Here is a 25,990-nt window from a genome sequence, read left to right as displayed (position 1 = left end):
AGCTTACGCACCGTGCGGAAGTTGTTTGTGATCGGAATCGGGGCGGGGGACCCGGACCAGGTGACGGTGCAGGCCATCAAGGCGATGTGCCAGGTAAACGTGTTTTTTCTCATCGGCAAGGGGGCCGAGAAGCAGGAGCTCACGGACGTGCGGTCGACCATCCTGGCCGAGTACGCGCGCCAGCCGCACTCGATAGTAGAGATCATCGACCCGCCGCGCGACCGGGGCGTGCCCGGCAGCGGCGCGGACGCCGTCTACCAGGGCGCGGTCGCGGACTGGCACGAGGCGCGGGCCGAGCTGCTGGAGCGGGCCTTCGCCGAAACCGACGGGGTGGGCGGCATTCTCGTGTGGGGCGACCCGTCGCTGTACGACAGCACGCTGCGCATCGTCGAGCGGGTGCTCGAACGCGAGCGCATCCAGTTCGAGTACGAGGTGATTCCGGGCGTCACCAGCGCGCAGGCGCTGGCCGCCGCGCACCGCATCGTGCTGCACGAGATCGGCGAGCCGCTGCACATCACCACAGGGCGGCGGCTGCGCGAGGAGGGGCTGGTCCCGGGGCAGTCCACGCTGGTGATGCTGGACGGTGAGTGCTCGTTCACGCAGGTGCCGGGCGACGACGTCTACATCTGGTGGGGCGCGTACCTGGGCATGCCCGACGAGGTGATCGTGGAGGGCCCGCTGCGCGTGGTCGAGGGCCGCATCGCCCGCCGGCGGGCGGCTCTGCGCGAGGCCAAGGGCTGGATCATGGACATCTACCTGCTGCGGCAGGCGGGCGCCGCGCGCTGAATCCGCCGGGTGTCGGGGTGTGCGGTTAGGGTGGACGACGGAAATGGTCGCCCATTGGAGGAGATCCGTTGCCCGAACTACCGGAGATTGTGGCGCTCGAGCAGTTCCTGGCCGAGCATGCGGTGGGGGCGGTGGTCGGGCGGGTCGACGTGGCGGCCCTGAGTGTGCTGAAGACCTTCGATCCGCCGGTGACCGCGCTGTCGGGGCGCGACGTGACCGGGGTTGGGCACTGGGGCAAGCACCTCGGATTGGATTGCGACGGGCTGTGGTTGATCACGCACCTGTCGCGCGGCGGCTGGCTGCGGTGGATCGACGAGCCCGGGGTCAATCCGCCCAAGCCCGGCAAGGGACCGCTGGCCCTGCGCGTGCACTTCTTCACTCCTGAAGGCGCCACCCCCGCTTTCGATCTCACCGAGGCCGGCACCAAGAAGCGGCTGGCCGTATGGGTCACCGGCGATCCGCTCTCGGTGCCCGGCATCGCGCGGCTGGGGCCCGACGCCCTGGCCGTGAGCGAACCGGAATTCGCCGAGATCCTGTGCGGCACCTCGCAGCGCGTGAAGAACGCGCTCACCGATCAGAGCCTGCTGGCCGGCATCGGCAATGCCTACTCCGACGAAATCCTGCACACGGCAAGACTTTCGCCGTTCGCCACCTCCGGTTCGCTGGACGCCGGACAGGTGGCGCGCCTGTATGCGGCCATGCGTGCCACGCTGTCCGACGCCATCCTGCGCTCGGTGGGCCAGGACGCCGCCCGCCTCAAGGGCGAGAAGCGTTCCGGTTTCCAGGTGCACGCCCGCACCGGCCTGCCGTGCCCGGTGTGCGGCGACACCGTCCGCGAGGTCTCCTACGCGGACAAGTCGTTCCAGTACTGCCCGACCTGCCAGACCGGCGGCAAGATCCTGGCCGACCGCCGCATGTCCCGGCTGCTGAAGTAGCCCCTAGACCACGGCCACCGGATCGGTGCGGCGGTCCAGCACGTGTGCCGGAATCTCCACCCCCGCTTTCAGATCCGCGGCCGGGATCGGGGCGTCGAAGACCTGACGCAGCGGCAGGACGCCGGCCCAGACGCCACCGGTGTCGATATCGGCCTGCTCGTCGCGCGGGCCGCCGGTGCGGACCTTGACCGAGGCCTCGGTGAGGTCGAGGGCCAGGACCGTGGTCGCGGCCATCTCCTTCTTGTTCGGCGAGCGGACCGCGTCCCACGCGCCGGGTGCGGCCTGTTCGACGATGACGCGCAGCGCGTGCATGCGCTCGTCCGGGTCGGTCAGCTCGACCGGCCGGGTGTGGATGACCGCCGAGCGGTAGTTCATGGAGAAGTGCATGGCGGAGCGGGCATAGACGATGCCGTCCACATGCGTCACGGTCAGCGAGACGTCGCCGGTCATGGCGGCCCGCAGATTGCCGGAGCCGGTGGATCCGTGCAGGTACAGCGTGTCGCCGTCGCGGCCGTAGATGGTCGGGATGACCACCGGGCTGCCGTTCAGGACCACGCCGAGGTGGCAGATGAGCCCGGCGTCGAGGACCCCGTCCAGTTCGGCGCGGTCGGTGCGACCCCGCTCCTTGGACCGGGTGAGGCTGCTGCGCGGGGTCGGTGACAATGCGGTCCGGTTCGAAGCTGTCTCACTCATAGGACCAGTGTCGAAGGGGAAATGGCATTCCTGAATAGCCAATTCTCCGCAAGATCTACAGACCACTTCGGGGGAGATCCATGCCGTTCACGCTCGCATACTGCGTGCGGCACGTGCTGGCCTATGCAATCACCAGCGCTGTAACGGGTTTCGTGGTGTATGCGCTCGTTTCCACGGTAGTTTCGGCCGTCAAGGGACATCGTTGATCGCACTGTCGTGGGCGGGGTGGCATTCTGATATCCATCAGTTGTCGGATGATCAGGAGGCCACTTGCGGGTGAATCGGCTGGTCGACGACGATCTGCCATTCGTCGTCGAACGCGACAGCGGCGTGCCGCTGGCCGTTCAGGTGGCCGATGGACTGCGCCGGGCCGCGACCACCGGCGCGCTGCGCGGTGGTGATCGGCTGCCGTCCTCCCGTGAGCTGGCCGATCGGCTGGGGGTGAGCCGGACCGTCGTCACCGCCGCCTACGACCAGTTGCACGCCGAGGGCTGGCTGGACGGGCGGCACGGCTCGGGCACCTACCTGACGGCCGCGCCCGCACCGGTGGGCGCGCAGACCGGCGGGCCCGACTTGCCCGAACCGCTGGCGGGACTGCTGGATCTCGGCGCGGGCGCGCCGTCCATCGAGGCCATCGACCCGGCCGCCTGGCGGCGGGCGTGGCGGGCCGCCTCGGATCGAATGCCGTTGATCCGCAAGGACCGACGCGGAGAGACCGACTATCGGGAGGCCGTCGCCGAACACCTGCTGCGGCATCGCGGGCTGGGCGCGGGCAGCGGGACCACGGTGCTCGCGACCGCCGGAACCAGTGCGGCCGCGGGCGAACTCGCGGCGGCGCTGCTGCGGCCCGGCGACGTGGTGGCCATCGAGGACCCCGGCTATCAGCGGGCGGCCGGGGCGTTCCGGGCGGCGGGTATGCGGCCGGTCCCGGTGCCCGTGGACGCCGAGGGCCTGCGGGTGGACCTGCTGCCGGAGGATGCGGGCCTGGTGTATTGCACTCCCGCGCACCAGTTTCCGCTCGGCGCGCGCATGCCCGCCGCCCGCCGGGTCGAGCTCATCGAATTCGCCCGCCGCAGCGGCGCACTCGTGGTCGAGGACGACTACGACGGCGAATTGCGGTACGACACCGCGCCGCTGCCACTGCTGGCCACCCTGGCTCCCGATGTGGTCGTGCATCTGGGCACCACCAGCAAGATCCTCACGCCCACCCTCGGCATCGGCTGGCTGGTGGCGGATCCGGCCGTCGCCGCGGCGGTGCTCGCCCATCGCGAACTCACCGGCACCGGTCCGGCCCCGGCGGGTCAGCAGGTGGTGGCCGAACTGGCCCGGCACGGTGACCTGGCCCGCCATCTGCGCCGCCTGCGCCGCGACATGCCCGCCCGCCGCGCCCTGGTGGTGGACGAGCTGCGCGGCCGCGGCCTGGACGTACGTGGCGACGACGCCGGATCACACGTCTTCGTGCCGCTCGCCACCCCGGAGCAGGAGGACCGCGCGGTGGCCGCCGCCCGCGAGCTCGGCGTCCACCTCGACGCGCTGGCCCGCCACCATCTGGGCGCCCGGCGCACCTTCGGCGTCGCCCTCGGATATGCCGCCCTGCCTGCGGCGGAGCTGCCCCGCGCGGTTCGGTCGGCGGGGGCGGCGCTGGCCCGGGTCGTAGAGTGGTCCGCATGACCGAAAAGGACATCCACGCGCGCATCAAGGAACTCGTGGATCGTGAGCACGAGCTCCGGGCCAAGACCACCGGTGGCGAACTCGACCCCGAGGCCGAGCGCCGCCAGCTGGCCGAGATCGAGGTCCAGCTGGACCAGTGCTGGGACCTGCTGCGTCAGCGCCGCGCCCGCATGGACCAGGGGCGCAACCCCGACGAGGCCCAGGTCAACCCCGCCCGCCAGGTCGAGGGCTACCTGCAGTAACCGACCACCCGCCGTCCGGCCGTTCCCGCCGGCCGGCGGGTCGGCCGTTCCCGCCACCTTCGGAGTCCGCGGGCCGAGACCCTGGGAGCCCCCGAGAGTTGGGACTACCCTTTGTGAATGGTGGCAACGACAGACATCACGACCGCGGACGGCACGGTTCGCGGACTCCGGGGCCGCCGCGTTTCACGCTGGCGGTCCATTCCTTTCGCGGCGGCTCCGATCGGGGAGTTCCGTTTCCGGGCGCCGCGGCCGGTGCAACCGTGGAGCGGGGTGCGCGACGCCACCGACTTCGGTTGTGCCGCAATGCAACACCGCGACGGCGCGCGGATCGGGCCGCGGCAGGCGCAGCTGACCGGCGAGGATTGCCTCACGCTGAACGTGACCGCGCCGAACGCGCCGTCGGCCACGCCCCGCCCGGTCATGGTGTTCATCCACGGCGGCGGCTACATGATCGGAACCTCCGCGCTGCGGCTGTATTCCGGCGCCCGGCTGGCGCTCCGCGGCGACGTCATCGTGGTGTCGGTCAACTACCGGCTCGGCGCCTTCGGTTACGTCGACTTCGGTGAATACTCCACGCCCGACAGCCGATTCGACTCCAACCTGGGCCTGCGCGATCAGGTCGCGGCCCTGGAATGGGTGCAGCGCAATATCGCCGCGTTCGGCGGCGACCCGGACAATGTCACCATCTTCGGCGAATCGGCCGGGGCGCACGCGGTGCTGGCCCTCATGGCCACCCCCGCCGCGGCCGGGCTGTTCCACCGCGGCATCGCCCAGAGCCCGCCCGCGGACTGGGCTCCCAGTCAGGCCGAGGCCCGGCTGTTCGCCCGCCGTTGCCTCGACGACCTCGGCATCGCCCCCGGGGACGCCGCCAAGGCGTTGCGCACCGCCGGTGCGAACGATATCCGCAAGGCCGTCGATCACGCGGTCGCCCGGATCATGCGCGAGCAGCCGGGGCTGTTCCCGGTGGCCCCGGTGGTGGACGGCGAATTCCTGCCCGCCGCACCACTGGCCGCGTTCGCCGCCGGCACCGCGCACCGGGTGCCGCTCATCATCGGGACCAACCGGGACGAGGCCACCCTGTTCGTGCGCTTCGACGACACCCTGCCCACCACCCCCGATCGCATGCGCTGGCTGCTGCGCCACGTGGACCAGGCCCTGGGCGAGGGCGGCGACAGCCCCGTCTTCACCAAACTCGGCCAGTCCATGCCGACCTCGCAGGAGCGGCTGCACGAGACGCTGGCCGAGTTCGGTGCGGCCGTCGAATCCCGGGTCACCGCGGCCTATCCCGGTTTTCCGGGCAAGCGGGCCGCCGTCCGCATGGGCGGCGACTTCACCTTCTGGCGGCCCTCGGTCCGCGTCATGGAGGCGCACAGCCGGTATGCGCCGACCTACGCGTACCGCTACGACTTCGCGCCGCGCGCAATGCATTTGAGTGGTTTCGGCGCCACGCACGCCCTGGATCTGATCCCCGTCTTCGGTGCGGTCGATTCGTCCTTCGGCCGTGCCATGACCACGCTCGGCGGCCACCGCGGCTTCCGTGAGGTGTCGAGCCAGTTCCAGGACAACTGGCTGGCCTTCGCCCGCACCGGAACTCCGCTGTCGGCCTGGCCCGCCTACACCGAGGAGCAGCGCGCGACGCTGATCATCGATTCGCCCGGCCGCGTCGAACTCGACCCGGACCGCGCCAAACGCCTGGCGTGGCAGGGGGTTCGGATCCCCGCCCTCACCTGAGCGGCGGTCACCAGGCCGTACCGGACAGGCCGAGCGCGGACAGTTCCGTCTCGGCCAGCGCGGTGAGCGCGGCGGAGGTCGGGATGGCGTCCGGATCCAGGCCGATCAGCGACAGCGTGTAGGTGTCGGCGATCCGGGTCAGGTACCCCGAGAGCCGAGTCCGGGGCAGGGCGTCGGGCCGCAGCCCGGGGTGGATGGCGCGGGCCGCCACCCCGGTGCACGAGTGTGGACCCAGCGCCAGCAGCGACTCGGGCAGGTTGCCGATATTGGAGCACAGGACGTCCCGCTCGCCCGCGCCCCGCGCCAGCCGATACGCCCACCGGTCGGGCATGACCTGGAGGATCTCCTCGGGGATGCCGCCCGGGCTGGTCATGCGGTGCTCGTAGGCCGCACGGGCCTTGCGGCGCAGGGTCGCCGGGGTGTCGTCGCGGGTGATGGCGACCTCGGTCATGGACATGTCGTTGTCCACGCGCGGCTCGTCGCGGGTGTCGACCGGGAGGCTGGCGGCAATGGTGTCGGCGGGAAAACCGCTGGACCACAGCATCTTCGCGATCAGATGGACGAACAGGCTGTTGGCGGTGCCCGCGTGCGCGACCGCGACACGGTTCCAGTCCCGGGCCGGGATCTCGAGCACCGTCCCGCAGGTGGTGGCGGTTCCGGGCAGGGCATTCACGGTGCCCGGCACCACTTTTCGCGCCTCGGGTGCGGCCGGGCGGGCGGGAATGCCGCGCCGCAGCGCGCGAGCGGTCCCACCCAGGACCGTGGCCCACATGTGCCGGGCATCGGCCCAATCCGAATGTCCCGCACGGGGCGCCGCGAGTGGGATGCCGGACAGTGCGTTGTCGATGGCCAGGGTCAGCGCGCGGCCGTCGGCCAGCGCGTGCGAACAGGTCAGCGCGACCAGGCAGCCGCCGTCGTCGAGACGTGCCGCCGACAGCCGCCAGCCCGGCCCGGCCTCGGGATCGAGGTCCGCGCCCTGGCGGTCGGCCCAATCCAGTACGGCCGCACGCGGAATCGGCTCCGGCGTCATGGTGAACGGGTGCGCGGTCTCGTTCGGCTGCCAGCGTGGGCGTGCCCCGAGCACCCGCGAGCGCACCACCCGGCGGCCGAGCGGCCCGGTGCGCAGATCGCGGTGCACCCGCCAGAGCAGGGCCGGATGGACCGGTTCGGCGGTACGCCAGAGCCCCTGCAGGACGATCGGGGTGCCCATGCCCCGATGCGACCGCAGGAAGATCTCGTCCAGCACGCTCAGCCGATCCATCGAACGGCTAGCGTACCGATCGGTTCGATGGGGTGCTGCCGCGCGTATTCGGGGCTTTCGCGCGATCGATCGAACCGGAGCCCGGATCAGGCCGGGCGGCCGTGGCGGCCCTCGCCCGAGGCAAAGCGCTGCGCCCCGTCCAATGCGCCGTCCATCAGGGCCTTCGTGCCGTGGCGCAGCTCGTTGGCGATGGCCTCGGACTCCTCCAGGCCGTTCTGCTCCAGCACCGACATGCGGTCCGAGCGCAGGCAGGTCTGCGGCAGCGTGGCCAGCTCGAGCGCGAGTTCCTCGGCGGCGCGGCGGGAGTCGCCGTTCGGCACCACCCGGTTGACCAGCCCGATCTGCAGCGCCTCGGTGGCGCCGACGGCCCGGCCGGTGAGAATCAGGTCCATGGCGCGGCCCTCGCCGATGACGCGGGGCAGCCGGACGGTGCCGCCGTCGATGAGCGGCACGCCCCAGCGGCGGCAGAACACGCCGAAGGTGCTGTCCTGCTCCGCGATTCGCAGATCGCACCAGAGCGCCAACTCGATGCCGCCCGCGACCGCGTACCCGGAGACCGCGGCGATGACGGGCTTGGACAGCTTCATGCGGGTCGGGCCCATGGGCCCGTCACCGTCCTCGGTGACCTGATTGGAGCGTTCGGTGCCGAGGGCCTTGAGGTCGGCGCCGGCACAGAAGGTGCCGCCGTCGCCCCAGAGCACGGCGACCGCGGCGGTGGGGTCGGCGTCGAAGTCGCGGAAGGCGTCGGCCAGGGCTTTCGCGGTGGGGCCGTCGACCGCGTTGCGGGCTTCGGGGCGGTGCAGGATCACGGTGTAGACGGGGCCGTTGCGCTCCACTCGTACTGTCACAGCGCCGACAGTACGCCGTAAACCGGGGCTTGCGTCAAGAAATGAATCGGTGGTTCACTTCTTGTATGGCCTATCGCAGAACCCCCGCTGTCCAGGCCCGCCTGGATGCTCAGGCGGGGTCGATCGTGCGCGCCGCCATGACCGTGCTGTCCCGGGACGGGTTCGCCGGACTGTCCATGGCCGCGGTCGCCGCCGAGGCCGGGGTCGCGACCGGGACGGTGTACAAGAACTTCAGCGGCAAGGCCGAACTCGTCACCGCCGTCTTCCGTGAGGTCGTCACCCGCGAGGTCGACGCCGTCGCCGCCGCCGGGGCGGCGGGGGAGGGGCGCACCGCCCCGGACCGGGTCACCGCCGCGGTCGAGACCTTCGCCGGCCGCGCCCTCAAGAACCCCAAACTCGCCTACGTGCTGCTCGCCGAACCGGTGGACGCCGCCGTCGACGCCGAACGCCTGCGCTTCCGCCGGGCATTCGCCGAGACCTACGTGTCCGCCATCTCCGACGGCATCGCCACCGGTCAACTGCCCCCGCAGGATCCGCGCACCTCCGCGACCGCGCTGGTCGGTGCCATCGGCGAGGTGCTCGTCGGCCCGCTCTCCGAACAACTCCAGAGCGAATCGGTGCTGCCGGAACTGGTCGCCTTCGCCCTGCGCGCCCTCGGTGTCCAGCCGGACGCCTCCGGTGACCACCCCGAATCTCGCGGCGTCCCACACGAATAGGAGTCACCCGCAATGCACACGCACGACGTCTTCAACCAGGTGCCGCCCATCGTCCCCTTCGACAATTCGCGCAATCCCGCGCTGCTCGAGGGCTTGCACCGGGAAGGTGCGGGCTGGGCCGAGGCCGAGGTGCGGGAGTTGGGCGTGCTCGCGGGCGGCGCGGCCGCGCAGGAGTGGGGCCGGCTGGCCAACGAGAACCCGCCGATCCTGCACACCCACGACCGCTACGGCAACCGCATCGACGAGGTGGAGTTCCACCCGTACTGGCACAACCTCATGGACACCGCGGTGTCGCACGGTCTGCACGGTTCGCCCTGGCAGGACGACCGGTCCGGCGCGCACGTGGCCCGCGCCGCCAAGTTCTTCACCTGGGGTCTGGCCGACGCCGGGCACATGTGCCCCATCTCCATGACCTACGCCGTGGTGCCGGCGCTGCGCCACAATCCCGAACTGGCCGCGAAGTTCGAGCCGCTGCTGGCCTCTCGCGTCTACGACTTCGGCCTGCGCGAGCCGTCCAGCAAGGCCGGTCTCATCGCGGGCATGTCCATGACCGAGAAGCAGGGCGGCTCCGACGTCCGCGCCAACACCACCACGGCCACCCCGCTCGCCGACGGCACCTACCGCATCGTCGGCCACAAGTGGTTCACCTCGCACCCCATGGGCGACCTGTTCCTGACCCTGGCCCAGGCGCCGGGCGGCCTGTCCTGCTTCCTGCTGCCCCGGGTGCTGCCCGACGGCACCCGCAACGCGCTGCGCATCCAGCGGCTCAAGGACAAGCTGGGCAACAAGTCCAACGCCTCCTCGGAGCTGGAGTACGAGAACGCCATCGGCTGGCTGGTCGGCGCGGAGGGCGCGGGCGTGAAGACCATTATCGAAATGGTCAATATGACCCGGCTGGACTGCGTGATCGGCTCGGCCACCGGCATGCGCGCGGGGGTCGTCTACGCCACCCACCACGCCCGGCATCGCCAGGTGTTCGGCAAGCACCTGGTCGACCAGCCCGCCATGCGGAATGTGCTGGCGGACCTGGTGATCGAATCCGATGCCGCGACGACCATCATGATGCGCCTGGCCGGTGCCACCGACCGCGCCGACGCCGATCCCGCCGAGGCGGCGCTGCGCCGCATCGCGCTGGCGGTCACCAAGTACTGGGTGTGCAAGCGTGCCCCCGCGCACGCGGCCGAGGCGCTGGAATGCTTCGGCGGCAACGGTTATGCCGAGGAGTCCGGCATGCCGCGGCTGTACCGCGAGGCCCCGCTCATGTCCATCTGGGAGGGCTCGGGCAATGTGGCCGCGCTGGACGCGCTGCGCGCCATGGGCCGGCAGCCGGAGACGGTCGAGGCGTTCTTCACCGAGGTGAACCTGTCCCGCGGCGCCGACCGCCACCTGGACGAGGCCATCGACCGAATCGGCAAGGAGCTCACCGACTTCGCCGACATCGAGTACCGCGCCCGCCGCGTGGTGGAACTGATGGCGCTGGTACTGCAGGGCGCGCAGCTGGTCCGGCACGGCCACCAGGCCGTCGCGGACGCCTTCTGCGCCACCAGGTTCGGCGGCGACTGGGGCATCGCCTTCGGCACGCTGCCCACCGGCGTGGACACCGAGGCGATCATCCAGCGCGCCTACGTCGACACCCAGACCAGCATCGGCTGACACTCGCCCCGACGACACCGCGCGGGCTGCGACCCCACGCTTCCCGCCGCAGCCCGAGGCGCGGGGGTGTGATCCGGGACAACTCCTCGATCCAGGTGTCACGTTTCGGCCCGCTCCGGCGTCTCATGTTCATGAACGCCACCGCGAACCGCGCCGATGCCGCCGACCAGCGGTATCACCTGGCCGCGGGCCTGAAACGCTCCATCAACAAGGTCTTCCCGACCCACTGGTCGTTCCTGCTCGGGGAGATCGCGCTCTACAGCTTCATCATTCTGCTGCTGTCCGGGGTCTACCTGACGCTCTACTTCGAGCCGTCCATGACCGAGGTGACCTACAACGGCAGCTACCAGCCGCTGCGCGGCGTCCGGATGTCGGCCGCCTACCGCAGCGTTCTGGACATCTCCTTCGACGTGCGTGGCGGGCTGTTCGTGCGGCAGGTCCACCACTGGGCCGCCCTGCTGTTCGCGGCGTCGATCATCATCCACATGTTCCGGGTGTTCTTCACCGGCGCCTTCCGGAAACCCCGCGAGGCCACCTGGGTGATCGGCGCGGTCCTGTTGATCCTGGCCATGTTCGAGGGCTACTTCGGTTACTCGCTGCCCGACGACCTGCTCTCCGGCACAGGACTGAGGTCACCGCTGGGCGGCATCACCATGGCGGTCCCGGTGGTGGGCACCTGGATCCACTTCTTCCTCTTCGGCGGGGAATTCCCCGGCACCGTCCTGATCCCGCGGCTCTACATCACCCACGTGCTGCTGTTCCCGGGAATCATGCTGGCGCTCATCGGCGCTCACATCGCACTCGTCTGGTACCAGAAGCACACCCAGTTCCCCGGGCCCGCCCGCACCGAGCGAAATGTGGTGGGCGCGCGCATCGTTCCGGTGTTCTCCCTGGACCAGGGCGCGTTCTTCGCCTTCACCCTGGCCACCGTCGCGCTCATGGGCGGGCTCTTCCAGATCAACCCGATCTGGAATCTGGGGCCCTACAACCCGGCCCAGGTGTCGGCCGGATCCCAGCCCGACTTCTACATGATGTGGACCGACGGCCTGGCCCGGCTCATGCCGCCCTGGGAGATCTACCTGGGCCGCTACACCATTCCCGCGCCCTTCTGGGTGGCGGTGGTGATGGGCATCGTGCTGGCGGTGATCCCGCTGTACCCCTGGATCGAGAAGCGGCTGACCAAGGACACCGCGCACCACAATCTGCTGCAGCGGCCGCGAGATGTGCCGGTGCGCACCGCGATCGGAGCCATGGCCATCGCCTTCTACCTGGTGCTCACCGTCGCCTGCGTGAACGACATCATCGCGCTGAAGTTCGACGTCTCCCTCAACGCGACCACCTGGTTCTTCCGGATCGCGCTGCTGACCCTGCCGCCGCTGGCCTACGCCGTGGCCTACCGGTTCTGCCTGGGCCTGCAGCGCAGCGACCGGGCGGTGCTCGAGCACGGCATCGAGACCGGCATCATCAAACGGCTGCCGCACGGCGAGTACATCGAGGTGCACCAGTCGCTCGGTCCGGTGGACCGGCACGGCCATCCGATTCCCCTGGAGTACCAGGGCGCGGCCGTCCCCAAGAAGATGAGCACGCTCGGCTCCGCGGGCAAACCCGGACCCGGCGGGTTCCTCACCGCCGACCCACCCGAGGAGCGCGCGCTCCTCGCCGCCCAGCATCATGATGAGGAGCACGCACAGCTCACCATGCTGAAAGCCAAGCAGGACAACGGGAGTCGAGGATGAAACTCCGGACACGCACCGACGGCGAGGAATACGGGCTGCTGGTGCCCGCCGCCACGGTCTACGACATGCAGTCCGCGCGCGCCGTCCGGCAGCTGCTGCACACCCACGGGGTGCGCGCCACCATGGGCCGGGCGCGCATCCACCGCTGGCGAAACCTCCAGGACCGCTTCCGGATCCTGGTCTTTCCCGAGGACGCCGTGCGCGCCTACGACGTCCTCAGCCGCCACACCAGCTGATCAGAGCTTGGTCAGGGTCCGGCTGTACTGCGGGATCAGCCGGATCTTGCCGGCCGTGCCGAAGTCGATGGTGACCGTCGCCAGCGAGCCGAAGCCCTCGGCGGCGATCACCCGGCCCAGGCCGTACTTGTCGTCGTTGACCCGGTCGCCGACGGCCAGCACCAGACCGGTGTTGTTGCGCTTGACCCCCGCGGCGGCCGGCGCGGGCCGCCGCTCGCCGCGATCGCGCAGACCGGGACGCGGCTCCGACCAGCCGTCACCGCGGGTCCAATCCCGTTCCAGCCCTTCGTCTTCGCCACGCCGGCGGAAACCGCGCGAGGTCTGCGACGGGGCCGGCTCCAGCCGCCGCCAATCCATCAGATGGCCCGGAATCTCCTGCAGGAAGCGGGATTCCGGATTGGAGACCGGCTGCCCCCACCCCGAACGGACCACGGCCCGGGTCAGATACAGGCGCTTGCGGGCGCGCGTGATGCCCACATACGCCAGCCGGCGCTCCTCCTGCAGCTCCGTCGGATCGCCCAGGGCGCGCATGTGGGGGAACTGGCCGTCCTCCCAGCCGGTCACGAACACGACCGGGAACTCCAGGCCCTTGGCGGTGTGCAGGGTCATCAACGTGACCACGCCGGAACCCTCTTCGGGAATCTGGTCCGCGTCGGCCACCAGCGAGACGCGCTCCAGGAACGCCGCCAGCGAACCCGGCTCCGGTTCGCCCTCGGCCTGCTCGGGCAGCATGCCCTCGGCCCGCGCGGCCTCCACATTGTTGCGCGCCTCGGAACTGAATTCGCGTGCGACGCTGACCAATTCGTTGAGATTGTCCAGGCGCGCGCCGTCCTGCGGGTCGTCGGAGGCCTCCAGCTCGGCCCGATAGCCGGTGCGGTCCAGCACCGCCTCCACCACCGAACCCACATCCGGGAAGTCCATGTCGGCCTGCGTGCCCGCCGCCCGGATCTCCTCCAGCAGCTCCAGGAATCCGGCGATGGCCCGCTGCGAGCGGCTGTTGAGCAGAGCCACCTTGCCCGCGGCCGCGTCCCGGAGCGCCTGCGCGAAGCCGATATTCCGCTGCTCGGCGTGCACGGCCACGCACGCCTCCGCGCGGTCGCCGATGCCGCGGCGCGGGGTGTTGAGTACCCGCCGCAGGCTCACCGCGTCATCCGGGTTCTCCAGGACACGCAGGTAGGCCACGATGTCGCGAACCTCCTTGCGCTCGTAGAAGCGCACCCCGCCGACCACCTTGTAGGGCAGCCCCATACGGATGAAGATCTCCTCCAGCGCCCGCGAATTGTTGTTGGTGCGGTAGAAGACGGCCACATCCGCGTAGTTGGCGTCGCCCTGGTCCACCAGCCTGTCGATCTCGCGGGCCACGAACGAGGCCTCGTCGTGCTCGTTGTCGGCCACATAGCCGACGATCAGATCGCCGTCGCCCTGATCGGTCCACAGCTTCTTCTCGCGCCGGCCCTCGTTGCGGGCGATCACCGCGTTGGCGGCGGTCAGAATGTACTGGGTGGAGCGGTAGTTCTGTTCCAGCAGAATGGTTTCCGCATCCGGGAAATCGCGCTCGAACTCCTCGATATTGCGGATGGTGGCGCCGCGGAAGGCATAGATGGACTGGTCCGCGTCACCCACCACGCACAGTTCCGAGGGCGGCACCCGATCCTCGGCAGCGGCATCGTCGCCCCGCCCGCCCCGATGGTGGCCCACCAGTTCACGCACCAGCACGTACTGCGCGTGGTTGGTGTCCTGGTACTCGTCGACCAGCACGTGCCGGAAGCGCCGCCGGTAGTACTCGGCCACCTGTGGATGCCGCTGCAGCAGCGACACCGTCTCACCGATCAGATCGTCGAAGTCGAGGGCATTGGCCGCGCGCAGCCGCCGCTGGTACTCGTCGTAGACCCGGGCCACGATGCGCGGCAGCTCGCTGTCCTCGGTCTCGGCGTCGGCCGCGGCCTGCGGCGGGTCGATGAGCTCGTTCTTGAGGTTCGAGATGGCGGTGGCCAGCAGGCGCGGCGAGTACTTCTTCGCGTCGATCTCGAAGTCGCGAATGATCATGCCCAGCAGCCGCCGGGAATCGTCCGCGTCGTAGATGGAGAAGTTGGAGTTCAGCCCCGCCAGCAGCGACGCCTGGGTACGCAGGATGCGCACGCAGCTGGAGTGGAAGGTGGACACCCACATGCCGGCCGCGCGCGGGCCGACCAGCCCGGCCACCCGCTCGCGCATCTCGGCGGCGGCCTTGTTGGTGAACGTGATGGCCAGCACCTCGCCGGGCCGCACCCCGCGAGCGTCCAGCAGATAGGCGATGCGACGGGTGAGGACAGCGGTCTTTCCGGACCCGGCCCCGGCCACGATCAGCAGCGGGGTGCCGGTGTGCATCACCGCGGCGCGCTGTTGCGGATTCAATCCCTCGAGCAACCGCTCGGTCTTCTGCTCGTCCTGTGCCACCGTCGTATTCATCGCCCATCCACGCTACCGGCGCGCACCGACAGGCGGCGGGGCGGACCGCGCAGGTGTCCGATAAGTGCCGGTCCGGCGAACATCCGGTGAACCGCACCCGGTCGGGAAACTCAGGAGATTCACAAACGTACCTGTTTTGCATAGGTCCCTATGCATGGCACACTCGTCGCATGACCGGCTCCGAGGCGACGCATTGCACCTGAGCCCGATCCCGGGGGGACAATGTGGTGCGGTCCCAGGGGGACAATGTATGGCCAACAGGTCTGATTCTTGGTGAAGAACCGATCGGTAACAGGTTGGGTCCACCCGCCGATCGACGTTCTGGACCACGAGGAGTTGAAGAATGAGCATCTCGACGACGGGACATTCCGAGTCTGCCACCGGCTCGGACTCCGCCCTGCCCTCCGAGGCTGAGATCGACAAGCTGCGCTTGGAAATCGACAAGCTGGACGCCGAAATCCTCGCCGCTATCAAGCGCCGCACCGAGGTCTCGCGCATCATCGGGCGAACGCGTATGGCGAACGGCGGGCCCAAGCTCGTCCACTCCCGCGAGATGAAGGTGCTCGAGCGATTCAGCGAGCTGGGCCAGGAGGGCCACACCCTGGCGATGTTGCTGCTGCGCCTGGGTCGCGGCCGCCTCGGACACTGACAACTCTCGTAACCCCCCGAAACCCCCGAAACCTCGGCCCTGCCGCCTTCGCCAGGGCCCGTTAACGCCGGGCATCGCGTGCTCGATACAACATGCGGTGCGCCGCGAAGTGCGGCCCTACACAGACCGCGCTGCATGCGCGCCACGGATGCAGCTTCCCCAGACCGCCCCGGGTGTTTCGACCCCGGGGCGGTTTTGTCTTGTCCGGAGCTCAGCCGCCGATGACGAGCAGGCTGGTCGAGGCCGTGGCCACCGTTTTGCCCTCCGCCGAGCGGATGTCCGCCTCCGCGAACGCGATCCGCGAGCCCGGCTTGACCACCCAGCCGTGCACCAGCAGTTCGTCGCCGGCGCGCACCGCGCGCAGGTAACTCACCTTGATCTCGATTGTGGTGAAGCCGACGCCCGCGGGCAGCGTGCTGTGCACCGCGGCCGATGCGGCCGAGTCGAGCAGCATGCTGATCAGCCCGCCGTGCACCACGCCGATCGGATTGAGGAACGATTCGTCGGCGACGCAGCGCATGAGCACGTCGCCGGGTTCGATACGGACCGCCTCCATTCCGGCGGTCGACACGATCGGTGAGGACGGCAGCCTCCCCTCGGCCATGGCGGTCAGGTACTCGGAACCGCTCATCGAAAGCCCGAGCGCCACCGTGGCCCCGGGGTCGTGCCAGGTCACCGTGCGTTCGCGCAGTTCACCCCAGGTTTCGGGGTCGCCGAGCGTGGCCGTTCGCTGCTGCTGTCCCATTGCTGCTCTCCTCATGGGCGGGTGTGTCCGATGCCGACGAGCAGAACGTAACACTGTTTCGAAACGCTGTCCCGATTAATGGCAGGAATCGTGACACTGTTTCGATAGGCTGGTCGCCGTGCCCCGCGCCAAACAGCGAACCCCCGAGCTTCGCGAGCAGCTCCTGACCGCCGCCGTCGGACTGCTCGCTCGGGACGGCGTCGCCGGGTTCACCGCCCGGACCATCGCAAACCAGGCGGGGACTTCCACCCCCGCGCTGTACGAACTATTCGGTGACAAGGCCGGATTGGTGCGCGCGGTGTACTTCGAAGGCTTCCGCTTACTGCGTGCGCACCTGGACGAGGTCCCCCGGACCACTGATCCACGAGCCGATCTCGAGGCCGTCATGCATGCCTACCGGGAATGGATGCTCGACAACCGGGAACTCGCCGAGATCATGTTCGCCCGGCCGTTCACCGACTTCGACCCCGGCCCCGAGGAGCTGAAACGCAGTGCCGCACTGCGGGTTTTCATAGTGGACCTGGTGCAACGCTGCGTGGACGCGGGCGTGGTGCGCGGCGACGCCACCGACATCGCCCACGTGGTGGTGGCGCTGGTACAGGGCATGGCGGCCGCCGAGGCAGCGCGACGCCTCGGCGGCACCACCGAATCCGTGGACCGGCGCTGGGCGCTGGCGCTGAACTCGGTGCTGAACGGTCTCGCGCCGGCCGGCTAGGGCAGGGCGATGTACTTGGTGTCGAGGTATTCCTCGATGCCCTCGAAGCCGCCCTCCCGGCCGAAACCGGATTCCTTCACGCCGCCGAAGGGCGCGGCCGGGTCGGAGATGACGCCCCGATTGACTCCGACCATGCCGCTCTCCAGGCCCTCGGCCACCCGCAGCGCCCGGTCCAGACTGCGCGTGTACACGTATGCGACCAGGCCGAATTCGGTGTTGTTGGCCGCGGCCAGGCCCTGCTCCTCGGTGTCGAAGCCGACGATCGGGGCGACCGGGCCGAACACCTCCTCGCGCAGGATGCGGGCCTGCGCCGGGATATCGGTGAGCACCGTGGCCGGATAGAACCAGCCCGGGCCGCCGGGGGCCTTGCCGCCCAGCTTCACCTGCGCGCCCGCCGACACCGCGTCGTCGACCAGCTCGTTCACGGTGTCGAGCTGGTTCTCGTTGACGAGCGGGCCCAGCGTGGTATCCGGGTCCACACCATTGCCGAGCCGGTACTCCGCCATGGCCGCCACCAGCTTGTCGGTGAATTCCTGGCGAACCGAATTCTGGACATGGAAGCGGTTGGCCGCGGTGCACGCCTCGCCGCCATTGCGCAGTTTGGCCAGCAGCGCGCCCTGCACGGCGGCATCCACGTCGGCATCGTCGAAGACCACGAACGGGGCGTTGCCGCCGAGCTCCATCGAGGTGCGCAGCAGGCCGTGCGCGGACTGCTCGACCAGCTTCTTGCCGACCGGCGTGGAACCGGTGAAGGTCAGCTTGCGCAGCCGCGGGTCGTTCAGCAGCGGCGCGGTGACCGCACCCGAGTGCGAGGTGGTGATGACCGACAGCACGCCGTCGGGCAGGCCGGCCTCGCTGCAGAGCTGGGCCAGCAGCAGCATGGTCAGCGGGGTCTCGCCCGCGGGCTTCACGATCATGGTGCAGCCCGCCGCCAGCGCCGGGCCGATCTTGCGGGTGCCCATGGCCAGCGGGAAGTTCCAGGGCGTGATGGCCAGGCACGGGCCGACGGGCTGCTTGTGCACCAGGATTCGCCCGGTCCCGGCCGGGGCGGGCTGGTAGCGGCCGTGAATGCGGACCGCCTCCTCGCTGAACCAGCGGAAGAACTCCGCGCCGTAGCGGACCTCATTGCGGCTCTCCGGCAGGGCCTTACCCATTTCGAGGGTCATCAGGAGGGCGAACTCCTCGGCCCGCGCCGTGATCGCCTCGAACACCGCGCGCAGGATCTCCCCGCGCTGCCGGGCCGGGGTCGCGGCCCATTCGGCCTGCACGGCCGCGGCCGCGTCGAGGGCGCGCACCGCGTCCTCGGGTGCCGCGTCGGCGACCTGGGCGATGACCTCACCCGTCGCCGGATTGTGCACCGGGAAGGTCGCGCCACCGGTGGCATCCACCGGTCCGCCGATCCAAAGTCGCGTGGGAATGGACGAGAGTAGGGCGCTTTCGGTCACCATGAGACGAGCCTAGGCGCGTGTGCGCCCGAGCCGCCGGAGTCCGTGGAATCCGCACCCCCGCTGCCGGCCGAAAACGCTCTGCGCTGGGAGAATCCCGCGAACGACGTCTTGTTACCTGCGCGTCGCAAGGTGAAGGTTGTAACCTCGGCGATCGTGAGCAGCGACATCACCGCATCGGCGGTCTGGCGGAAACTGCACGATCACCACGCCTCTCTCGCCGGGCGGCATCTGCGTGAGTTCTTCGCCGAGGATCCCGAGCGTGGTCGTGAGCTGACCGTGCAGGTCGCCGACCTGCATATCGACTACTCCAAGCATCGGGTGACACGCGAAACCCTGGACCTGCTGGCCGAATTGGCGCAGACCGCCGGGGTCGAGCAGCGCCGCGACGCCATGTTCGCGGGCGAGCGCATCAACACCTCCGAGGACCGCTCGGTCGGGCACGTGTGGTTGCGCCGGCCCGCCGGCGAGCCGCTCACGGTGGACGGCCAGGACGTCGAGACCGACGTGCACGAAGTGCTGCGGCGCATGGGCGAATTCACCGACCAGGTGCGCTCCGGGCAGTGGCGCGGCGCCACCGGCGAGCGCATCGCCACGGTGGTGAACATCGGCATCGGCGGCTCGGATCTGGGCCCGGCCATGGTGACGCTGGGCCTGCGGCACTACGCGGACGCGGGCATCTCGGCGCGGTTCGTCTCGAATGTCGATCCGTCGGATCTGGTGGCGAAGCTGGACGGCCTGAACCCGGCCACCACGCTGTTCATCGTCGCCTCCAAGACCTTCTCCACCCTGGAGACGCTCACCAATGCCACCGCGGCCCGCCGCTGGCTGGTGGCCGCGCTCGGCGAGGACGCTGTCGCAAAGCATTTCGTCGCGGTGTCCACCCACGCGCAGCGGGTGGCGGACTTCGGTATCGACACCGCCAACATGTTCGGCTTCTGGGACTGGGTCGGCGGCCGCTACTCGGTGGACTCGGCCATCGGCCTGTCGGTCATGGCGGTCATCGGCAAGGAGCGCTTCGCCGAGTTCCTGGCCGGAATGCACGCCGTGGACGAGCATTTCGCGAATGCGCCGCTGGCGGAGAACGGCCCGATCCTGCTCGGGCTGCTGGGCGTCTGGTACTCGAACTTCTTCGGCGCGCAGTCCCGCGCGGTGCTGCCGTACTCCAACGACCTGGCCCGTTTCCCGGCCTACCTGCAGCAGCTGACCATGGAGTCCAACGGCAAGTCCGTGCACGCCGACGGCACCCCGGTCACCACCTCCACCGGCGAGATCTTCTGGGGCGAGCCCGGCACCAATGGCCAGCACGCCTTCTACCAGCTGCTGCACCAGGGCACCCGGCTGGTGCCCGCCGACTTCATCGGATTCGCCCGTCCTGTCAGCGATCTGCCCACCATGGACGGCTCGGGCAGCATGCACGACATCCTGATGAGCAACCTCTTCGCTCAGACCAAGGTGCTGGCCTTCGGCAAGACCGCCGAGGAGATCGCGGCCGAGGGCACCGCCCCGAATCTGGTGCCGCACAAGGTGATGCCCGGCAACCGGCCGTCCACGGCGATCCTGGCGCCGCAGCTGACCCCGTCGGTGCTGGGCCAGCTGATCGCCCTCTACGAGCACCAGGTGTTCACCGAGGGCGCGATCTGGGGCATCGACAGCTTCGACCAGTGGGGCGTGGAACTGGGCAAGCAGCAGGCGCTGGCCCTGGAGCCGCTGCTGACCGCGGCGGAAGAGCCCGCGCCGCAATCGGATTCGTCCACCGACGCGCTGATCCGCTGGTACCGCTCCAACCGCGGCTGATCGGGCCCGGACCGCGCTGCTCGGGTCTCACCGGCCGGCGCGGCCCGTCTGCCGGCCCGAGCAGAGCAGGTCGGGGTGTCGATTCGTCGCCGCCACCCCGTTCGACCCGGCGGGGCGGACGATGCCCCGCGGCGTCCAGAACCTCCCCTACCGCAACGGGATCCAATCACCCCGAGTGACCTCGGCGCGCGCAGCCGGACTCGCTCCGGGGCCGTCGGGGCCGCGCGATGGGGCCGGTCCGCGGCGACGCCTCCGCGTCGATCGGTACGGTCCGGATGACGGATTCGATCCGGTCGCCGGTCCGCCCGATTTCGCCGGGAGCCGCCCGGAATGCCGAAAGGCGCGCCCTGCCGGGCGCGCCTTTCGGATCGGATTCGGTTGCGGGTCAGTCCCGTTCGGGGCCGAGCGAGATGCCGCGCGAGGCCAGCCAGGGCAGCGGGTCGATCTTGTCGACGCCGTTCAGCCAGACCTCGAAGTGGCAGTGCGGGCCGGTCGAGAAGCCGCGGTTACCGACGGTCGCGATCTGGTCGCCCGCCAGCACGCGCTGGCCCTGCGAGACGGTCGCGGTGTCGATGTGGCCGTAGATGGTGACGGTGCCGTCATCGTGGAGCAGCCGCACCCACATGCCGAAACCGGAAGCGGGACCGGCCTCGAGCACGGTGGCGTCGGCCACCGCGTAGATCGGGGTGCCGATCGGAGCGGCGATGTCCACGCCCTGGTGGGCGACGCCCCAGCGGATGCCGAAGCCGGAGGTGAAGGTGCCGGCGGCGGTGAACTTGGTCCACAACGGCCGGTTCTTCAATGCCTCCTGGTTGGCCATGTCGGCGGCGAACTGCTTGCCCTTGGCCAGAATGTCGTTGAACTGGTCCAGGCTCGCGGGCGCGTTCGGGCTCACCACCTGGGGCGATCCGGGGGCCCCGTCGCCGACCACCGAGGTCGCCGCGACCTCCTTGACCTGATTGGCGGCCTGGTAGTCGACATTGCTGTTGTCATGGCCCGTGGACTCGATGGTGGCCTGGCCCGCGGCCACGACCGCACCGGCCGCGACCGCGACGACCGCAGCGCGGCCCTTGAGCGCGGTGGGCGGGGCGGGTAGGCGGTGGGTGCCCCCGGAGCGGCGCTTGCCGCCGGAGCGGGTCGGGCGCGGCCCGTCGTCGTACTCGGCGTCGTGCTCGGCTTCGGCTTCCCGCGCACTGCGATTCAGGCGGGCGCCGTCGCCGGAGAACTGGAGCTTCTCGCCGGACGCGGTCTTGAACGTGTAGACCGGTCGGTACTCGTCGGAGGGGGTCGGGTCCGCGGTCGGATCCCAATTGGTCCGCGACTGCGGGGCCCAATCACTCGGATTCGGTGCGGCCCAGCCGTTCACGGTGGTCTGGGCGTTGTAGTCCCAGTTCGGTTCGGGCTGCCAATCGGCGGATTCGTCCCACTGCGGGGACTCACCCCACTGCTGACCGCCGTTCCAGTCCGCTTCGGAATTCCACTGCGAGCCGGAATCCCACTGCGTGTCGCCGTTCCAGGCCTGAGTGGCGTCCCAGTCGCCGTGGGCGACCCCGCTGTGCATCGGAGCGGGAGCATCGAAGGTCGTCGCGCCGCCGTAGTTCTCTGCGTCCTCGCGATAGCGGTGTCCGCGGCGGGCGCGGGGCTGCGAGGAGAAGGGGCCGTCGCTCATTTGCGCCGGTCCGGAGAGTGCTGCGTGGCTGACAAGTCGCCTGCGGAGCGGCTCATTTCCTGGGGAGCGCTGTGCTGCGTCAAGCCTGCCGTCCTCCTGTCCGTGACCGGGTTGTGACATCGACCGCAACGACGGTAACGAAACGATTGCGGCTCAGCAAGCGATGGACTTGGTTCGACACGCTGCTGTGATATTGATCACGTTCTGAGCAGGAATGCGCTCACTGTGCTTGGGGTAACCGGGTGAGGTTTTTCGACGACGCAACGTAGTAGCCGGTATCACTGTCCGGGATTCGTGTGTCCCACCTGGCGCGGTGTCAACAAGCTACCGATGAGTAGCATTGACGAGGGGTTTTGGGATTGCGGAGACAGTACCGTGACCTGCGCCACTTAGGCTGTATGCGGCTGATTTCCGCTCCATGTGACTGATTAGAGTCCGAGCCAACCCGCCTCCGACGACGGGCCGCCAACCAAGACGTTGTCACAACAACGCAGACGAGACGGTGAGTACATGGATCTCTTCGAATATCAGGCGAAGGAACTCTTCGTGAAGCACGGAGTGCCTTCGTCGGAGGGCCGCGTCACGGACTCGGCCGAGGACGCCCGTGCGATCGCGGAAGAAATCGGCAAGCCGGTGATGATCAAGTCGCAGGTCAAAGTCGGTGGCCGCGGCAAGGCCGGTGGCGTGAAGTACGCCGCCACCCCGGACGACGCCTTCACCCATGCGCAGAACATCCTGGGCCTGGACATCAAGGGCCACATCACCAAGAAGATCCTGGTTGCCGAGGCCAAGGACATCGCCTCGGAGTACTACATCTCCTTCCTGCTCGATCGCTCCAACCGCACCTACCTGGCCATGTGCTCGGTCGAGGGCGGCATGGAGATCGAGGAGGTGGCCGCCACCAAGCCGGACCGCCTGGCCAAGGTGCCGGTCGACGCCGTCAAGGGCGTGGACCTGGCCTTCGCCCGTTCCATCGCCGAGCAGGGCCACCTGCCCGCCGACATCCTCGACGCCGCCGCGGTGACCATCCAGAAGCTGTGGGAGGTGTTCATCAAGGAGGACGCGACCCTGGTCGAGGTCAACCCGCTGGTGCGTACCCCCAACGACGAGATCCTCGCCCTCGACGGCAAGGTGACCCTGGACGAGAACGCCGAGTTCCGCCACCCCGACCACGCCGAGTTCGCGGACATCGACGCCACCGACCCGCTCGAGCTCAAGGCCAAGCAGAACGACCTCAACTACGTGAAGCTCGACGGCGAGGTCGGCATCATCGGCAACGGCGCCGGCCTGGTCATGTCGACCCTGGACGTCGTCGCCTACGCCGGTGAGAACCACGGCGGCGTCAAGCCCGCCAACTTCCTCGACATCGGCGGTGGCGCTTCGGCCGCCGTCATGGCCGCGGGCCTGGACGTCATCCTCAACGACGAGCAGGTCAAGTCGGTGTTCGTGAACGTCTTCGGTGGCATCACCGCCTGTGACGCGGTCGCGAACGGCATCGTGCAGGCCCTGGAGATCCTGGGCGCCGAGGCCAACAAGCCGCTGGTCGTCCGCCTCGACGGCAACAAGGTCGAGGAGGGTCGCAAGATCCTCGTCGACGCCAACCACCCCCTGGTGACCCTCGCTCAGACCATGGACGAAGGCGCCGACAAGGCCGCCGAGCTGGCTGCGGCCAAGTAAGGACACGAACCACAATGTCTATCTTCCTGAACAAGGACAACAAGGTCATCGTCCAGGGCATCACCGGCGGCGAGGGCACCAAGCACACCGCGCTGATGCTGAAGGCGGGCACCAACGTGGTCGGCGGTGTCAACGCGCGCAAGGCGGGCACCACCGTCAAGCACGTCGACGCCCAGGGCAACGAGGTCGAGCTGCCGGTCTTCGCGACCGTCGCCGAGGCCATGGAGAAGACCGGCGCGGACACCTCCATCGCGTTCGTTCCCCCGGCCTTCTCGAAGGACGCCATCATCGAGGCCATCGACGCGGAGATCCCGCTGCTCGTGGTCATCACCGAGGGCATCCCGGTGCAGGACACCGCCTACGCGTGGGCCTACAACGTGGACAAGGGCAACAAGACCCGCATCATCGGCCCGAACTGCCCCGGCATCATCACCCCGGGTGAGTCGCTGGTCGGCATCACCCCGGCCAACATCACCGGCAAGGGCCCGATCGGCCTGGTCTCCAAGTCCGGCACCCTGACCTACCAGATGATGTACGAGCTGCGGGACTTCGGTTTCTCCACCGCCATCGGCATCGGCGGCGACCCGGTCATCGGCACCACCCACATCGACGCCATCGAGGCGTTCGAGAAGGACCCGGAGACCAAGCTCATCGTCATGATCGGCGAGATCGGCGGCGACGCCGAGGAGCGGGCCGCGGCCTACATCCAGGCCAACGTCAGCAAGCCGGTCGTCGGCTACGTCGCGGGCTTCACCGCGCCGGAGGGTAAGACCATGGGCCACGCCGGCGCCATCGTCTCCGGCTCCGCCGGTACCGCCCAGGCCAAGAAGGACGCCCTCGAGGCCGCTGGCGTGAAGGTCGGCAAGACCCCGTCCGAGACCGCCGCCCTGGCGCGCGAGATCCTGGAGCAGGCGAGCATCAGCGCCTGATGAGTTCTCGTGCCCCGCTTCCTGGCGGAAGCGGGGCACAGGGCGAGATCTGATTGGCTGAGTACGAAGGCCGCCTGTCGAATTCGACAGGCGGCCTTCGTGATTCGCGGGACTGTGACGAACCCGGCCGGGGGCGGGGGTTTGCGAGTGCGACGGTCCGGGTAAGGCGATCGTGTCCTGCGCCGATTCGGGTATTGCGGTCGGGCCACGGCTGGTGGTAGATGGTGCCCGCGACCGTCGAGTGCAGTAGCGTCGGTGGAGGTTCGTGAACGACTCGATAGGAGACGACGACATGTCATACCCGACCGGGGGCTCGGGATACAACGCGCCCCAGCCGACGCCCTCTTCCGCTTTCGGATACGGCTCGCAGCCCGCAGGCGCTCCCGCTGCCGGTTCGGGAACGTCGCCCGTCGCGGGCAAGGGCCTGCCTTTCTTCCTCGCCGTGGGCGTGGCCGCGCTCGGCGTCATCAACTTCCTGCTCGGCTTCGCGCCCTATATCGGCACCAAGGCCGTCGACATCGGCAACACCCGGGTCGGCGGTGACACCAGCTTCAGCCTGTTCGAGAGCACCGGCTCCGCGGCGCTGGTGACGATCCTGCTGATCGCGGGTCTGCTGGCCGGCCTGTCGCTGCTGCCCAAGCAGAGCGGCAACACCGGCATCGTGGCGGCCGCCTCGTTCGGCGCGTTCCTGGGCATCCTGTTCGGCTCCTTCGACCTCGGCGACAGCGTGACGCTGAAGTGGGGCGGCTGGGTGATCCTGTTCCTGTCGTTCGTGCAGGCCGTGGTGGCCGTGCTGGCGCTGCTGTTCGAGCTCGGCATCGTGAAGGCGCCCGAGCCGAAACCGGCCGCGCCGCAGGGTGGTTACGGTCAGCAGCCGCCGCAGCCGTTCAGCTCCACCGGGCCGCAGTACCAGCAGCAGGCATTCGGTCAGCAGCCCGGCTACGGTCAGCAGCCGTCGTTCGGTCAGCCGGCGGGGTACGGCCAGCAGCCGCAGCAGCCGCCCTACGGGCAGCCGGCCGGTTACGGTCAGCAGCCCGCAGGCTACGGCACCGGTTCCCAGCCGACCTACGGTCAGCAGCCGCCGTCCTACGGCCAGCAGCCCGCCCAGCCCGGTTACGGTCAGCAGTCGCCGTACGGCACGCCGCAGCAGCCGGCCGGGAGTGCGGACGCGACCCAGCATTTCGGCGCCCAGGCGCAGCGCCCGGCGCAGCCGTTCGGCGGCGAGCAGGCGGCGGATCCGTCGGCGGACGCCACCCGTGCCTTCCGGCCGGGCCAGGACGACAAGTAGTTTCGCCTCCCGTCAGGAGCGGCCTCCGGTATGTGACCGGGGGCCGTTCTCTTTTGCCAGCGCGCCGGTCGTCCCGGCGCGCCTGACCCCACGGTTTCCGAGATGCTGCCACGCTGGATG

The 25,990-nt window shown here is 69.5% G+C and carries 22 protein-coding genes; 15 read left to right on the top strand and 7 right to left on the bottom strand.

Annotated features, from left to right (window positions below):
- The first annotated feature begins 12 nt into the window (after nt 1-12).
- Nucleotides 13-786, top strand: a complete 774-nt coding sequence (cobF, locus tag ABZV44_RS15415) for a precorrin-6A synthase (deacetylating) (RefSeq protein WP_354836339.1) — start codon at nt 13-15, stop codon at nt 784-786.
- A 68-nt stretch (nt 787-854) separates the two neighbouring features.
- Nucleotides 855-1,721: a DNA-formamidopyrimidine glycosylase family protein gene (locus ABZV44_RS15410; RefSeq protein WP_354836337.1), complete on the top strand. Its 867-nt coding sequence runs from the start codon at nt 855-857 to the stop codon at nt 1,719-1,721.
- A 3-nt stretch (nt 1,722-1,724) separates the two neighbouring features.
- Here the strand turns inward: ABZV44_RS15410 and ABZV44_RS15405 are convergent, their stop codons facing one another.
- Nucleotides 1,725-2,414, bottom strand: a complete 690-nt coding sequence (locus ABZV44_RS15405; protein ID WP_354836335.1) for a pyridoxamine 5'-phosphate oxidase family protein — start codon at nt 2,412-2,414, stop codon at nt 1,725-1,727.
- A gap of 276 nt (nt 2,415-2,690) precedes the next feature.
- On the opposite strand from ABZV44_RS15405, the gene ABZV44_RS15400 reads away from it, so the two are divergent.
- From ABZV44_RS15400 to ABZV44_RS15390, 3 genes are all read left to right on the top strand, one after another.
- Nucleotides 2,691-4,085 carry a PLP-dependent aminotransferase family protein gene (locus tag ABZV44_RS15400; RefSeq protein WP_354836573.1) on the top strand — a complete coding sequence of 465 codons (1,395 nt, stop codon included), beginning with the start codon at nt 2,691-2,693 and terminating at the stop codon, nt 4,083-4,085.
- The gene (locus tag ABZV44_RS15395; RefSeq protein WP_354836333.1) at nt 4,082-4,327 is read left to right on the top strand and encodes a DUF2630 family protein; all 246 of its coding nucleotides are present in this window, start codon (nt 4,082-4,084) and stop codon (nt 4,325-4,327) included. The genes ABZV44_RS15400 and ABZV44_RS15395 overlap by 4 nt, the downstream gene beginning before the upstream one ends.
- Nucleotides 4,328-4,444: 117 nt before the next feature.
- Nucleotides 4,445-6,058, top strand: a complete 1,614-nt coding sequence (locus ABZV44_RS15390) for a carboxylesterase/lipase family protein (protein ID WP_354836331.1) — start codon at nt 4,445-4,447, stop codon at nt 6,056-6,058.
- A gap of 7 nt (nt 6,059-6,065) precedes the next feature.
- Here ABZV44_RS15390 and ABZV44_RS15385 read toward each other — a convergent pair whose 3' ends face one another.
- Both ABZV44_RS15385 and ABZV44_RS15380 read right to left on the bottom strand, forming a co-directional pair.
- Nucleotides 6,066-7,319 carry a hypothetical protein gene (locus ABZV44_RS15385; protein ID WP_354836329.1) on the bottom strand — a complete coding sequence of 418 codons (1,254 nt, stop codon included), beginning with the start codon at nt 7,317-7,319 and terminating at the stop codon, nt 6,066-6,068.
- Nucleotides 7,320-7,405: 86 nt separating this feature from the next.
- A complete protein-coding gene (locus ABZV44_RS15380; RefSeq protein WP_354836327.1) occupies nt 7,406-8,167 on the bottom strand; it encodes a crotonase/enoyl-CoA hydratase family protein in 762 nt (253 codons plus the stop codon).
- Nucleotides 8,168-8,232: 65 nt separating this feature from the next.
- Here ABZV44_RS15380 and ABZV44_RS15375 point away from each other — a divergent pair, with 65 nt between their 5' ends.
- The 4 genes from ABZV44_RS15375 to ABZV44_RS15360 all read left to right on the top strand — a co-directional run bounded on the left by ABZV44_RS15375 (nt 8,233) and on the right by ABZV44_RS15360 (nt 12,508).
- Nucleotides 8,233-8,883: a TetR/AcrR family transcriptional regulator gene (locus tag ABZV44_RS15375; RefSeq protein WP_354836325.1), complete on the top strand. Its 651-nt coding sequence runs from the start codon at nt 8,233-8,235 to the stop codon at nt 8,881-8,883.
- Nucleotides 8,884-8,895: 12 nt separating this feature from the next.
- A complete protein-coding gene (locus tag ABZV44_RS15370) occupies nt 8,896-10,536 on the top strand; it encodes an acyl-CoA dehydrogenase family protein (protein WP_354836323.1) in 1,641 nt (546 codons plus the stop codon).
- Between the two features lie 131 nt (nt 10,537-10,667).
- Nucleotides 10,668-12,272 (top strand): cytochrome bc complex cytochrome b subunit, encoded by a 1,605-nt coding sequence (locus ABZV44_RS15365; RefSeq protein ID WP_354836571.1) that lies wholly within the window; start codon nt 10,668-10,670, stop codon nt 12,270-12,272.
- On the top strand, nt 12,269-12,508 hold the full coding sequence (locus ABZV44_RS15360; RefSeq protein ID WP_354836321.1) for a hypothetical protein: 240 nt from the start codon (nt 12,269-12,271) through the stop codon (nt 12,506-12,508). The genes ABZV44_RS15365 and ABZV44_RS15360 overlap by 4 nt, the downstream gene beginning before the upstream one ends.
- Here ABZV44_RS15360 and pcrA read toward each other — a convergent pair whose 3' ends face one another.
- Complete coding sequence (pcrA, locus tag ABZV44_RS15355; RefSeq protein WP_354836319.1) at nt 12,509-14,956, bottom strand: DNA helicase PcrA; 2,448 nt, start codon at nt 14,954-14,956, stop codon at nt 12,509-12,511. It lies immediately after the preceding gene.
- A gap of 343 nt (nt 14,957-15,299) precedes the next feature.
- Here pcrA and ABZV44_RS15350 point away from each other — a divergent pair, with 343 nt between their 5' ends.
- Nucleotides 15,300-15,605, top strand: coding sequence for a chorismate mutase (locus ABZV44_RS15350; protein ID WP_354836317.1), 306 nt, complete (start codon nt 15,300-15,302; stop codon nt 15,603-15,605).
- 211 nt (nt 15,606-15,816) lie between these two features.
- Here the strand turns inward: ABZV44_RS15350 and ABZV44_RS15345 are convergent, their stop codons facing one another.
- Nucleotides 15,817-16,350, bottom strand: coding sequence for a PaaI family thioesterase (locus tag ABZV44_RS15345; RefSeq protein ID WP_354836315.1), 534 nt, complete (start codon nt 16,348-16,350; stop codon nt 15,817-15,819).
- A 118-nt stretch (nt 16,351-16,468) separates the two neighbouring features.
- Between ABZV44_RS15345 and ABZV44_RS15340 the strand changes: the two genes are divergently transcribed.
- On the top strand, nt 16,469-17,065 hold the full coding sequence (locus tag ABZV44_RS15340) for a TetR/AcrR family transcriptional regulator (RefSeq protein ID WP_354836313.1): 597 nt from the start codon (nt 16,469-16,471) through the stop codon (nt 17,063-17,065).
- Here the strand turns inward: ABZV44_RS15340 and ABZV44_RS15335 are convergent.
- Complete coding sequence (locus tag ABZV44_RS15335) at nt 17,062-18,513, bottom strand: NAD-dependent succinate-semialdehyde dehydrogenase (protein WP_354836311.1); 1,452 nt, start codon at nt 18,511-18,513, stop codon at nt 17,062-17,064. The two genes, ABZV44_RS15340 and ABZV44_RS15335, sit on opposite strands and share 4 nt — an antisense overlap.
- Nucleotides 18,514-18,666: 153 nt before the next feature.
- On the opposite strand from ABZV44_RS15335, the gene pgi reads away from it, so the two are divergent.
- The gene (gene pgi, locus ABZV44_RS15330; protein ID WP_354836309.1) at nt 18,667-20,307 is read left to right on the top strand and encodes a glucose-6-phosphate isomerase; all 1,641 of its coding nucleotides are present in this window, start codon (nt 18,667-18,669) and stop codon (nt 20,305-20,307) included.
- Between the two features lie 385 nt (nt 20,308-20,692).
- Here the strand turns inward: pgi and ABZV44_RS15325 are convergent, their stop codons facing one another.
- The gene (locus tag ABZV44_RS15325; protein WP_354836307.1) at nt 20,693-21,976 is read right to left on the bottom strand and encodes a M23 family metallopeptidase; all 1,284 of its coding nucleotides are present in this window, start codon (nt 21,974-21,976) and stop codon (nt 20,693-20,695) included.
- Between the two features lie 510 nt (nt 21,977-22,486).
- Here ABZV44_RS15325 and sucC point away from each other — a divergent pair.
- The 3 genes from sucC to ABZV44_RS15310 all read left to right on the top strand — a co-directional run bounded on the left by sucC (nt 22,487) and on the right by ABZV44_RS15310 (nt 25,870).
- Nucleotides 22,487-23,653, top strand: coding sequence for an ADP-forming succinate--CoA ligase subunit beta (gene sucC / locus ABZV44_RS15320; RefSeq protein ID WP_154789973.1), 1,167 nt, complete (start codon nt 22,487-22,489; stop codon nt 23,651-23,653).
- Nucleotides 23,654-23,667: 14 nt separating this feature from the next.
- Nucleotides 23,668-24,582 carry a succinate--CoA ligase subunit alpha gene (sucD, locus tag ABZV44_RS15315; protein ID WP_354836305.1) on the top strand — a complete coding sequence of 305 codons (915 nt, stop codon included), beginning with the start codon at nt 23,668-23,670 and terminating at the stop codon, nt 24,580-24,582.
- Between the two features lie 292 nt (nt 24,583-24,874).
- Nucleotides 24,875-25,870, top strand: a complete 996-nt coding sequence (locus tag ABZV44_RS15310; RefSeq protein ID WP_354836303.1) for a DUF5336 domain-containing protein — start codon at nt 24,875-24,877, stop codon at nt 25,868-25,870.
- Nucleotides 25,871-25,990: the final 120 nt, after the last annotated feature.

The organism is Nocardia sp. NPDC004860, from assembly GCF_040609015.1.
Taxonomy (GTDB): Bacteria; Actinomycetota; Actinomycetes; order Mycobacteriales; family Mycobacteriaceae; genus Nocardia.
The sequence above is the reverse complement of the archived record's forward strand: the minus strand, read 5'-3'. Positions and strand labels throughout refer to the sequence as shown.